The sequence below is a fragment of the Enterobacter sp. RHBSTW-00975 genome, from assembly GCF_013615235.1.
GTDB lineage: Bacteria > Pseudomonadota > Gammaproteobacteria > Enterobacterales > Enterobacteriaceae > Enterobacter > Enterobacter ludwigii.
In genome coordinates this window covers 3,252,397-3,264,751 of sequence record NZ_CP055883.1, presented here as the reverse complement: position 1 = coordinate 3,264,751, position 12,355 = coordinate 3,252,397, and the positions used below count along the sequence as shown (strand labels likewise).

Here is a 12,355-nt window from a genome sequence, read left to right as displayed (position 1 = left end):
GATTTTAAGATTACTGGTGGTAACCTGAGAGGAAACGTCCAAAGCGGCTGATGGCCATCTCGAGGTCATCTTCACGCGGCAGGGTAACGATACGCACGTGATCCGGCCACGGCCAGTTAAAGGCGGTACCCTGAACCAGCAGCACTTTTTCCTGCAGCAGGAAATCGAGCACCATCTTCTGGTCGTCATGAATATTAAAGCGTTTCGCGTCGATTTTCGGGAACATGTAGAGCGCGCCGTTCGGCTTCACGCAGGAGACGCCTGGAATATCGTTGATAAGCTCCCACGCGCGGTTACGCTGCTCATATAAACGCCCGCCTGGCACGATAAACTCGCTGATGCTCTGATAGCCGCCGAGTGCGGTCTGGATAGCATGCTGCGCCGGCACGTTGGCACATAAACGCATAGAGGCGAGCATTTCCAGCCCTTCAATATAGCCTTTCGCATGTTTTTTCGGGCCGTTTAAGACCATCCAGCCCTGACGGAAACCGGCCACTCGGTAGGTTTTAGACAGGCCGTTAAAAGTCACGGTCAGCAGGTCCGGAGCCAGTGCGGCGATAGAGTGGTGCTGCGCCGCGTCATACAGGATCTTGTCGTAAATTTCGTCGGCAAAGATGATCAGGTTGTGCTGGCGGGCGATCTCCACGATCTCCAATAGCAGCTCTTTTGAGTAGACCGCGCCCGTTGGGTTGTTCGGGTTAATAATGACGATGCCGCGCGTGCGTGGGGTAATTTTCGCGCGAATATCATCGAGATCCGGGAACCAGTCAGAGGACTCATCGCAAAGATAGTGCACGGCTTTACCGCTGGACAGGGATACGGCCGCCGTCCACAGCGGATAATCCGGCGCGGGAACCAGCATTTCGTCGCCGCTGTTCAGCAGCGCCTGCATGGCCTGCACGATCAGCTCAGAGACGCCGTTGCCGATATAGATATCTTCAACGGTAACATCACGCATATCGCGCGCCTGGTAGTGCTGCATGATGGCTTTTCGTGCGGAGTAAAGTCCTTTTGAATCACAATAGCCTTGCGCAGTAGGCAGGTTGCGGATCACATCAACCAGAATTTCATCCGGCGCTTCAAAACCAAATGGCGCAGGGTTACCAATGTTGAGTTTCAGAACCTTATTGCCTTCTTCTTCAAGGCGTTTAGCCTCTTTCAGAACCGGGCCACGGATGTCGTAACAGACGTTATCTAGCTTGCTGGATTTTTCGATAGGGGACATGAACCTTTAACCTTTTCGCGATTGTTGCCACTCCCTGCCGTGGAAGTCAGCACGGAATAATGTACTCCCCCCTCGCTTCGTTTTGAAGGGCGGGCAGGAGAAGATTTTGTGGAGTGAATGAAAATGGAGTGAATCTTTTTCGCTATCAACGAACAATTTGACTGACGTAAAGTAAGGTTAATGGTTTGATAATAGGTTTATTGTGCTGTTAAAGAATATAAAAGTTGTATATTGTGCTGATAAAAATAAATAATATCCGCAACCTGCGTGGCAGTTACGCTGAGTGACCTTTCGTAAAACCTGAATGCTTCATTACGTGGCGTTGTAATAGTGTGCATTGGCTAAAAGTTACTCATGTGAAATTAATGTTAAGTGTTATTAATGAATGGCCTTAATCTAAATTAAAATTTATTTATTATTAACCGACAAAATGCAACTTTAGTTAATTTTAATAAAATTAGTTGAGAAGCTTAACAACCCTCATAAATCCGCAATATTGCAATAAGACTTATAAATAAAGTGGATTTGGGTTAAGATGTCTTTCAGGAAAGCTGGGCACAGATACATATGTTTTGTATTTGTGGAACAGGTTTTCTGAATTAATTGATTGTTATTGTTAGAGTTATCTCTGGCCGGAATGGGTTAAACATCTCCTGCTACGTTGACAGCACTGCGAGAAAGATGGCAGAAAGGGTGTATCACCCTTAATGGAATTTACATAAACCTGCAAACATCTAAATATCCTGAACGTTTAAGAGAATAAAAATAACGTCATGAAACGTGCTTTCTGACTGTTGATATTAAAACAGCACAATAACTATCTGTCAGGCAGTCTGCCGGGCCGGGATGCGAGGGAAAACCTTCAGAGGGAATTGCTTAACTGTTACACACACAGCTTCAACCCGGGCAGCTCCGCACGAGCAACCTGAAAGTGAAAAGATATGATAAATGCAAATCGTCCGATAATGAATCTCGACCTCGATCTGCTGAGAACGTTTGTTGCGGTCGCCGATCTCAACACTTTTGCAGCTGCTGCTGCCGCCGTTTGCCGAACCCAGTCCGCCGTTAGCCAGCAAATGCAACGACTGGAACAACTGGTTGGTAAAGAGCTCTTTGCCCGTCACGGGCGTAATAAGCTCTTAACGGAACACGGTATTCAGCTTCTGGGTTATGCCAGGAAAATACTTCGCTTTAATGACGAAGCATGTATGTCATTAATGTATAGCAACCTGCAAGGGGTGCTAACGTTAGGTGCGTCTGATGAGTCAGCAGACACAATATTGCCATTTCTTCTCAATCGAATTAGTTCGGTTTATCCGAAGCTTGCGCTGGACGTTAGCGTAAAACGAAATGCTTTTATGATTGAGATGCTAAATGAGAATAAGGTCGATCTGGTGGTGACCACGCACCGTCCAGGGCAATTTAATTGCCTGACGTTGCGCACGTCTCCGACCCATTGGTATTGTGCCGCTGAATATGTGCTGCAAAAAGGTGAGCCAATTCCATTGGTATTACTGGATGATCCGAGTCCGTTCCGCGATATGGTGCTGGCGGCGCTCAATGAGGCCAATATTCCATGGCGTCTGGCTTATGTGGCTTCCACATTGCCAGCGGTACGTGCTGCCGTGAAAGCGGGGCTTGGGGTAACGGCCCGTCCGGTAGAAATGATGAGCCCGGATCTGCGCGTACTGGGTAAATCAGATGGTCTTCCTGCTTTGCCTGATACGGAGTATCTGCTCTGCCACAATACGTCCAGCAATAACGAACTGGCGAAAGTCGTGTTCGAGGCGATGGAAAACTACCATAATCCATGGCAGTTCGAACATGTTACCTCCGAAGGGGGGGATGATTCCCTGATCGTTGAAGGGGACTTTGAGTGATCGACAGCTCAAAATTCTGGTAACAATTTGTAAATGTAAAAAAAAGCCACTCACGCGATTTTCGCCTGCAGTGGCTTTTTTTTGGCAGTAATAACCGTGATCACCACGTGGATTTTCAGGATAGTCGCTATTTATCAGTAAGATAAATGCTTTTGTTCAAATGTTGTGCATTTCCCGTTCAGTCTCCCTCCAGCTCGCCCCGATGTTAATAAAACAGGAAATATGTTGCTGGTTTTTTGGGTGAATTAACAAAAGCGTGTCTCAGATCAAGAAAATACTCCTCTTTGGGGGGAGGAATCGTTGGCAAATCCTGTCAAAATAGGAGGGTTATTTTTTTTACTTCCAAAACGGACACGATTCAACAACATGCATTTGACGTAAACTCAGGTACCCACCAGGGTTAAAGGGCACCAAATGTTAATGAGAATCGCTCGATGTAATTTAATGTGAAGAAACCTTTGTTAAAGTTGACAAAAGGTTATAGAAAGGAGTAAAAAACCCCATCATTTTGCTGTCTACGTCTCATTTCTGACAGTTAGTGTAAGGTTTTTCGTTCCTCCCCATGAATCGATGTGATGCCCATCTGCCAGCAAGAGCAGTGTCGTAGGTATCACTTTTGATGAGTAAGCAATGAGTATGTCAACATCCACAGAAGTCATCGCTCATCACTGGGCATTCGCAATCTTTCTTATTGTAGCCATTGGCCTGTGCTGCCTGATGTTAGTCGGCGGCTGGTTCCTGGGCGGTCGCGCCCGTGCAAGGCACAAGAACACACCTTTCGAATCAGGTATTGATTCAGTAGGTTCCGCTCGCTTACGCCTGTCTGCCAAGTTTTATCTGGTAGCCATGTTCTTCGTCATCTTTGACGTGGAAGCGCTTTACCTTTTCGCATGGTCAACTTCCATCCGCGAAAGTGGTTGGGTGGGCTTTGTCGAGGCCGCAATTTTCATTTTAGTGTTACTGGCCGGTCTGGTTTATCTGGTGCGTATTGGCGCGCTTGACTGGACGCCTGCGCGTTCACGTCGTGAACACATCAACCCGGAAAACAGTATCTCTAATCGTCAGCAGTAACAGCGAGGCAATAAGATGGATTATACGCTCACCCGCATAGATCCTAACGGTGAGAATGACCGTTACCCCCTGCAAAAACAGGAGATCGTAACCGACCCCCTGGAGCAAGAAGTCAATAAAAGCGTGTACATGGGCAAACTCGAGCATGCCATGCACGATATGGTCAACTGGGGTCGTAAGAACTCCATCTGGCCTTACAACTTTGGCCTTTCTTGCTGCTACGTTGAAATGGTGACGTCATTCACTGCGGTGCATGACGTTGCGCGTTTTGGGGCAGAGGTACTGCGTGCTTCCCCACGTCAGGCTGACCTGATGGTGGTGGCAGGTACATGCTTTACCAAGATGGCACCTGTTATTCAGCGTCTGTATGACCAGATGCTGGAGCCAAAATGGGTTATTTCCATGGGCGCATGTGCAAACTCTGGCGGTATGTACGACATTTATTCCGTCGTACAGGGCGTAGATAAGTTTATTCCAGTGGATGTTTACATCCCGGGTTGTCCGCCGCGTCCGGAAGCTTACATGCAGGCGCTGATGCTGCTGCAGGAGTCTATCGGTAAAGAACGTCGTCCGCTCTCCTGGGTGGTTGGCGATCAGGGTGTTTACCGCGCCAATATGCAGTCTGAGCGCGAGCGTAAACGCGGCGAACGTATTGCAGTAACCAATCTGCGTACGCCTGACGAAATTTAATTTGCGCCTGTGGGCATGGAGTAAACCTTCGCATATCACTACTCAAATAGCGCGAAGCCACGCCCTACAGTCACCACGGACCATTTGCAATGGTGAACAATATGACCGACTTAACCGCGCAAGAAGCCGCCTGGCAAACACGGGATCATCTGGATGACCCTGTCATTGGCGAACTGCGCAACCGTTTTGGGCCGGATGCCTTTACTGTTCAGGCGACCCGCACCGGGGTACCCGTTGTTTGGGTGAAGCGTGAGCAATTACTGGAAGTGGTCGATTTCCTCAAGAAATTGCCAAAACCTTACGTCATGCTGTTTGACTTACACGGCATGGATGAACGTCTGCGTACGCACCGCCAGGGTCTCCCTGTTGCGGATTTTTCCGTTTTCTACCACCTGATCTCAATAGACCGTAATACGGATATCATGCTCAAGGTGGCATTGTCTGAAAACGACATGCATCTGCCGACGATCACTAAACTTTTCCCGAACGCTAACTGGTATGAGCGTGAAACCTGGGAAATGTTCGGGATGACCTTCGACGGCCACCCGCATCTGACGCGCATCATGATGCCGCAGACGTGGACCGGCCACCCGCTGCGTAAAGACTACCCGGCACGTGCAACTGAATTCGACCCGTTTGAGCTGACGAAAGCCAAGCAGGATCTGGAGATGGAAGCGCTGACCTTCAAGCCGGAAGACTGGGGCATGAAACGCGGGACGGAAAACGAGGACTTCATGTTCCTCAACCTCGGTCCAAACCACCCCTCTGCGCACGGTGCTTTCCGTATTATTCTTCAGCTTGATGGCGAAGAGATTGTCGACTGCGTACCGGACATCGGTTACCACCACCGTGGTGCTGAGAAGATGGGCGAGCGTCAGTCCTGGCACAGCTACATTCCGTATACTGACCGTATCGAGTACCTCGGCGGTTGCGTAAACGAAATGCCTTACGTGCTGGCCGTTGAAAAACTGGCAGGTATCACCGTACCGGATCGCGTTAACGTCATCCGCGTGATGCTCTCCGAACTGTTCCGTATTAACAGCCACCTGCTGTATATCTCCACGTTCATTCAGGACGTTGGCGCGATGACACCGGTCTTCTTTGCCTTTACCGATCGTCAGAAAATCTACGATCTGGTAGAAGCCATCACCGGTTTCCGTATGCACCCGGCCTGGTTCCGTATCGGCGGTGTGGCACACGATCTGCCGCGCGGCTGGGAGCGTCTGCTGCGTGAATTCCTCGACTGGATGCCAAAACGTCTGGCTTCTTACGAGAAAGCCGCACTGCGTAACACCATCCTGAAAGGCCGTTCCCAGGGCGTTGCAGCCTACGGTGCGAAAGAAGCGCTGGAGTGGGGTACGACAGGTGCGGGTCTGCGCGCAACCGGTATTGATTTCGACGTGCGTAAAGCCCGTCCTTACTCTGGCTATGAAAACTTCGACTTCGAAGTCCCGGTTGGCGGCGGTGTTTCCGACTGCTACACCCGCGTGATGCTGAAAGTTGAAGAGTTGCGCCAGAGTCTGCGCATCCTTGAGCAGTGCCTCAACAACATGCCGGAAGGCCCGTTCAAGGCGGATCACCCGCTGACGACGCCGCCGCCGAAAGAGCGCACGCTGCAACATATCGAAACCCTGATCACCCACTTCCTGCAGGTTTCCTGGGGTCCGGTCATGCCGGCGCAAGAATCCTTCCAGATGATTGAAGCGACCAAGGGTATTAACAGTTACTACCTGACCAGTGACGGCAGCACCATGAGCTACCGTACCCGCGTGCGTACACCAAGCTTTGCGCACCTGCAGCAGATCCCGTCCGCCATCCGCGGCAGTCTGGTCTCCGACCTGATTGTGTATCTGGGTAGTATCGATTTTGTTATGTCAGATGTGGACCGCTAATTATGCACGAGAATCAACAACCACAAACCGAGGCTTTTGAGCTGAGTGAAGCAGAACGTGCCGCTATTGAGCACGAGATGCACCACTACGAAGACCCGCGTGCGGCGTCCATTGAAGCGCTGAAAATCGTACAGAAACAGCGTGGTTGGGTGCCGGATGGGGCGATCTATGAGATCGCAAAAGTGCTGGGCATTCCGGCAAGTGACGTAGAAGGCGTAGCCACGTTCTACAGCCAGATCTTCCGTCAGCCGGTGGGTCGCCATGTGATCCGCTACTGTGACAGCGTGGTTTGTCACATTACCGGTTATCAGGGCATTCAGGCAGCGATTGAGAAAAAGCTCAATATCAAGCCAGGCCAGACCACGTTCGATGGCCGCTTTACGCTGCTGCCAACCTGCTGCCTGGGGAACTGCGACAAGGGGCCGACCATGATGATTGATGAGGATACTCACAGTTATCTGACGCCGGAAGCCATTCCTGACCTGCTGGAGCAGTACAAATGAAAACTGTAATTCGTACTGCTGAAACTCATCCACTGACCTGGCGTCTGCGTGATGACAAACAGCCGGTATGGCTCGACGAATACCAGAGCAAAAACGGCTATGCCGGTGCGCGTAAAGCCTTGGGCGGCATGGCGCCGGACGACATCGTCAGTGCGGTCAAAGACGCTGGCCTGAAAGGGCGCGGCGGCGCTGGCTTTTCCACCGGTTTGAAGTGGAGCCTGATGCCAAAAGACGAATCCATGAACATCCGTTACCTGCTGTGTAACGCTGATGAAATGGAGCCGGGCACCTATAAAGACCGCCTGCTGATGGAACAGCTGCCGCACCTGCTGGTGGAAGGCATGCTGATCTCCGCGTTCGCGCTGAAAGCGTACCGGGGTTACATTTTCCTGCGCGGTGAATACATCGAAGCGGCTGAAAACCTGCGTCGCGCGATTGCCGAAGCCACTGAAGCGGGCCTGTTGGGTAAAAACATCCTTGGCACCGGTTTTGACTTCGAGCTGTTCGTGCACACCGGGGCAGGGCGTTATATCTGTGGTGAAGAGACCGCACTGATTAACTCCCTGGAAGGCCGCCGTGCGAACCCACGTTCCAAGCCACCGTTCCCGGCAAGCTCTGGCGTCTGGGGTAAACCGACCTGTGTAAACAACGTTGAAACCCTGTGTAACGTCCCGGCAATCCTCGCCAATGGCGTGGAGTGGTATCAGGGCATCTCGAACAGTAAAGATGCCGGTACCAAGCTGATGGGCTTCTCCGGTCGCGTGAAGAACCCTGGCGTCTGGGAACTGCCGTTTGGCACCACCGCACGTGAAATTCTTGAAGACTACGCTGGCGGCATGCGTGATGGCCTGAAATTCAAAGCCTGGCAGCCAGGCGGTGCAGGGACAGACTTCCTGACCGAGGCCCATCTTGATCTGCCGATGGAATTCGAAAGCATTGGTAAAGCAGGCAGCCGTCTGGGTACGGCGCTGGCGATGGCCGTCGACCACGAGATCGGCATGGTATCGCTGGTGCGTAACCTCGAAGAGTTCTTTGCCCGCGAGTCCTGCGGCTGGTGTACACCGTGCCGTGATGGTCTGCCGTGGAGCGTGAAGATCCTGCGTGCTATCGAACGTGGTGAAGGCCAGCCTGGCGATATCGAGACACTTGAGCAACTGTGTCGATTCCTGGGCCCAGGGAAAACCTTCTGTGCCCACGCACCAGGCGCCGTTGAGCCACTGCAGAGCGCGATTAAATATTTCCGCGACGAATTCGAAGCAGGCATCAAGCAGCCGTTCAGCAATACCCATGCAATCAATGGGATTCAGCCGAACCTGCTGAAAGCGCGCTGGTAAAACAGAATTTTGATTAACGCTCAGTTACGACTGAGCCAACTGGAAGCATGCTAATGGCTACGATTCATGTAGACGGCAAAGAGTATGAGGTCAACGGGGCGGACAACCTGCTGGAAGCTTGTCTGTCGCTCGGCCTTGATATTCCGTATTTTTGCTGGCATCCGGCGCTGGGCAGCGTCGGTGCTTGCCGCCAGTGTGCGGTGAAGCAATATCAAAACGCGGAAGACACGCGTGGTCGCCTGGTGATGTCCTGTATGACGCCAGCCACCGAAGGCACTTTTATTTCGATTGATGACGAAGAAGCCAAACAGTTCCGTGAAAGCGTTGTGGAATGGTTGATGACCAACCACCCGCACGATTGCCCGGTCTGTGAAGAGGGCGGTAACTGCCACCTTCAGGATATGACCGTAATGACCGGTCACAGCTTCCGTCGCTATCGCTTTACCAAACGTACCCACCGCAACCAGGATCTGGGGCCGTTCATCTCTCACGAAATGAACCGCTGCATCGCCTGCTACCGCTGCGTGCGTTACTACAAAGATTACGCAGACGGACAAGATCTGGGCGTGTATGGCGCGCATGACAACGTCTACTTCGGTCGTCCGGAAGACGGTACGCTGGAAAGCGAATTCTCCGGTAACCTGGTCGAGATTTGTCCAACCGGCGTCTTCACCGATAAAACCCACTCCGAGCGTTACAACCGTAAGTGGGACATGCAGTTTGCACCAAGCATCTGCCAGCAGTGTTCGCTGGGCTGTAACACCAGCCCGGGTGAGCGCTATGGCGAACTGCGTCGTATTGAAAACCGTTATAACGGTACCGTTAACCATTACTTCCTGTGCGACCGCGGTCGTTTCGGCTACGGCTACGTGAACCTGAAAGACCGTCCACGTCAGCCCGTTCAACGCCGTGGTGATGACTTCATCACCCTGAACGCTGAACAGGCGATGCAGGGCGCGGCAGATATTCTGCGTCAGTCGAAGAAAGTGATCGGTATCGGCTCCCCGCGCGCCAGCATCGAAAGTAACTTCGCGCTGCGTGAGCTGGTTGGGGCGGAAAACTTCTACACCGGTATCGCTCAGGGCGAGCAGGAACGTCTGCAGCTGGTACTGAAAGTGCTGCGTGAAGGCGGTATTCATACCCCAGCGCTGCGTGAAATTGAATCTTATGATGCGGTTCTGGTGCTGGGTGAAGATTTGACGCAGACCGGCGCTCGCGCTGCCCTGGCGGTTCGTCAGGCGGTCAAAGGTAAAGCTCGTGAAATGGCGGCGGCTCAGAAAGTGGCTGACTGGCAGATTGCGGCAATCCTCAACATCGGTCAGCGTGCGAAGCATCCTCTGTTTGTGACCAACGTCGACAGCACGCGTCTGGACGATATCGCGGCGTGGACCTACTGCGCGCCGGTTGAAGATCAGGCCCGTCTTGGCTTTGCGATTGCTCATGCGCTGGACAGCAATTCTCCGGCCGTTGAAGGTCTCGATCGCGACCTGCAGAACAAGGTTGATGTGATTGTTCAGGCCCTGGCGGGTGCGAAGAAACCCTTGATTGTTTCCGGGACTAACGCCGGTAGCGCAGAGATCATTCAGGCTGCCGCGAACGTGGCTAAAGCGCTGAAAGGCCGTGGTGCAGACGTTGGCGTGACCATGATTGCCCGTGCGGTGAACAGCATCGGACTGGGAATGATTGGCGGTGGCTCTCTGGAAGCTGCGTTAAGCGAACTGGAATCCGGTGCTGCTGACGCCGTTGTGGTGCTGGAAAACGACCTGCATCGCCATGCTTCTGCCGCACGCGTTGACGCAGCGCTCTCCAAAGCGCCGCTTGTGATGGTTATTGACCATCAGCGCACCGCGATCATGGACAAAGCGCACCTGGTGCTCTCTGCGGCAAGCTTCGCGGAAAGCGACGGTACGGTTATCAACAACGAAGGCCGCGCACAGCGTTTCTTCCAGGTGTATGACCCGGCGTACTACGACAGCAACACCATAATGCTGGAAAGTTGGCGCTGGCTGCACTCTCTGCACAGCACCGTTCAGAGCCGTGAAGTGGACTGGACGCAGCTCGACCATGTTATCGACGCGGTCGTGGAAAAACTGCCTCAGCTGGCTGGCATCAAAGATGCGGCTCCTGACGCAAGCTTCCGTATTCGTGGCCAGAAACTGGCGCGTGAACCGCACCGTTACAGCGGTCGTACCGCGATGCGTGCCAACATCAGCGTTCACGAACCTCGTCAGCCGCAGGATAAAGACACGATGTTTGCCTTCTCAATGGAAGGGAACAACCAGCCGTCTGCACCGCGCTCTCAGGTTCCGTTCGCATGGGCACCAGGCTGGAACTCCCCGCAGGCATGGAACAAATTCCAGGCTGAAGTGGGCGGCTCTCTGCGCCACGGTGACCCGGGCGTGCGTCTGATTGAAGCTTCCGACACCGGTCTGGACTTCTTCACCACCGTGCCGGCGAGCTTCCAGGCGCAGGAAGGGAACTGGCGTATTGCGCCGTACTACCATCTGTTCGGCAGTGACGAATTGTCCCAGCGTTCTCCGGTATTCCAGAGCCGCATGCCGCAGCCGTACATCAAGCTTAACCCGGCAGATGCCGCGAAGCTTGGCGTTAACGCGGGTGCGAACATCGCCTTTAGCTACGATGGCCAGACAATCAGCTTGCCGCTGATTATCTCTGAAAGTCTGACAGCAGGGCAGGTGGGTCTGCCGATGGGTATGCCTGGCATCGCGCCAGTACTGGCGGGTGCGCGTCTTGATAATCTGCAGGAGGCAAAAGCATGAGTTGGTTAACGCCGGATCTTATCGACATCCTGCTGAGCATTCTGAAAGCGATAGTTATCCTGCTGGTGGTCGTCACCTGTGGCGCGTTCATGAGCTTTGGTGAACGTCGTCTGCTCGGTCTGTTCCAGAACCGTTACGGGCCGAACCGCGTGGGCTGGGGTGGTTCACTCCAGCTGGTAGCGGACATGATCAAGATGTTCTTTAAAGAGGACTGGATCCCGCGCTTCTCTGACCGTGTGATCTTTACTCTGGCACCGATGATCGCCTTTACCTCGCTGCTGCTGGCGTTCGCGATTGTTCCTGTCAGCCCGACCTGGGTGGTGGCTGACCTGAACATCGGCATTCTGTTCTTCCTGATGATGGCAGGCCTCGCCGTGTATGCGGTGCTGTTCGCGGGCTGGTCCAGTAACAACAAATACTCCCTGCTGGGTGCGATGCGTGCTTCTGCGCAGACGCTGAGCTACGAAGTATTCCTGGGGCTTTCCCTGATGGGTGTGGTGGCGCAAGCCGGTTCATTCAACATGACCGACATCGTCAACAACCAGGCTGACATCTGGAACGTTATCCCGCAGTTCTTTGGTTTTATTACCTTTGCTATCGCGGGCGTGGCGGTGTGTCACCGTCACCCGTTTGACCAGCCAGAAGCCGAACAGGAACTGGCCGACGGTTACCACATCGAATATTCCGGTATGAAATTCGGTCTGTTCTTCGTGGGCGAGTACATCGGTATTGTCACCATTTCCGCGTTGATGGTAACGCTATTCTTTGGTGGCTGGCATGGCCCGTTCTTACCGCCGTTCATCTGGTTCGCGCTGAAAACCGCGTTCTTCATGATGATGTTCATTTTGATTCGCGCAGCGTTACCGCGTCCGCGTTATGACCAGGTAATGTCCTTCGGCTGGAAAGTGTGCCTGCCGCTGACGCTCATCAACTTGCTGGTAACGGCGGCTGTCATTCTCTGGCAGCAGCCATAAGGGGCT

General features: G+C 52.9%; 9 protein-coding genes. 8 read left to right on the top strand and 1 reads right to left on the bottom strand.

Translation table 11 applies throughout. The annotated features are described in order from the left end of the window. Positions 1 to 10: 10 nt before the first annotated feature. Positions 11 to 1,225 (bottom strand): alanine transaminase AlaA, encoded by a 1,215-nt coding sequence (alaA, locus tag HV340_RS15635; RefSeq protein ID WP_047356571.1) that lies wholly within the window; start codon positions 1,223 to 1,225, stop codon positions 11 to 13. Between the two features lie 941 nt (positions 1,226 to 2,166). On the opposite strand from alaA, the gene lrhA reads away from it, so the two are divergent. From lrhA to nuoH, 8 genes are all read left to right on the top strand, one after another. After that, the gene (gene lrhA, locus HV340_RS15630; RefSeq protein ID WP_025203584.1) at positions 2,167 to 3,105 is read left to right on the top strand and encodes a transcriptional regulator LrhA; all 939 of its coding nucleotides are present in this window, start codon (positions 2,167 to 2,169) and stop codon (positions 3,103 to 3,105) included. A gap of 630 nt (positions 3,106 to 3,735) precedes the next feature. Then, positions 3,736 to 4,176, top strand: a complete 441-nt coding sequence (nuoA, locus tag HV340_RS15625; RefSeq protein WP_014171000.1) for an NADH-quinone oxidoreductase subunit NuoA — start codon at positions 3,736 to 3,738, stop codon at positions 4,174 to 4,176. 15 nt (positions 4,177 to 4,191) lie between these two features. Then, positions 4,192 to 4,866: an NADH-quinone oxidoreductase subunit NuoB gene (gene nuoB / locus HV340_RS15620; RefSeq protein ID WP_003861482.1), complete on the top strand. Its 675-nt coding sequence runs from the start codon at positions 4,192 to 4,194 to the stop codon at positions 4,864 to 4,866. A gap of 89 nt (positions 4,867 to 4,955) precedes the next feature. Further along, positions 4,956 to 6,758, top strand: coding sequence for an NADH-quinone oxidoreductase subunit C/D (gene nuoC / locus HV340_RS15615; RefSeq protein WP_181216088.1), 1,803 nt, complete (start codon positions 4,956 to 4,958; stop codon positions 6,756 to 6,758). 2 nt (positions 6,759 to 6,760) lie between these two features. Beyond that, the gene (gene nuoE, locus HV340_RS15610; protein ID WP_014170998.1) at positions 6,761 to 7,261 is read left to right on the top strand and encodes an NADH-quinone oxidoreductase subunit NuoE; all 501 of its coding nucleotides are present in this window, start codon (positions 6,761 to 6,763) and stop codon (positions 7,259 to 7,261) included. Beyond that, the gene (gene nuoF, locus HV340_RS15605; RefSeq protein ID WP_014170996.1) at positions 7,258 to 8,595 is read left to right on the top strand and encodes an NADH-quinone oxidoreductase subunit NuoF; all 1,338 of its coding nucleotides are present in this window, start codon (positions 7,258 to 7,260) and stop codon (positions 8,593 to 8,595) included. Before nuoE ends, nuoF begins: the two co-directional genes overlap by 4 nt. 53 nt (positions 8,596 to 8,648) lie before the next feature. Next, entirely contained in the window at positions 8,649 to 11,375 is a 2,727-nt protein-coding gene (gene nuoG / locus HV340_RS15600) for an NADH-quinone oxidoreductase subunit NuoG (RefSeq protein ID WP_020883144.1), read from the top strand. Then, on the top strand, positions 11,372 to 12,349 hold the full coding sequence (gene nuoH, locus HV340_RS15595; RefSeq protein WP_014170994.1) for an NADH-quinone oxidoreductase subunit NuoH: 978 nt from the start codon (positions 11,372 to 11,374) through the stop codon (positions 12,347 to 12,349). The genes nuoG and nuoH overlap by 4 nt, the downstream gene beginning before the upstream one ends. Positions 12,350 to 12,355: the final 6 nt, after the last annotated feature.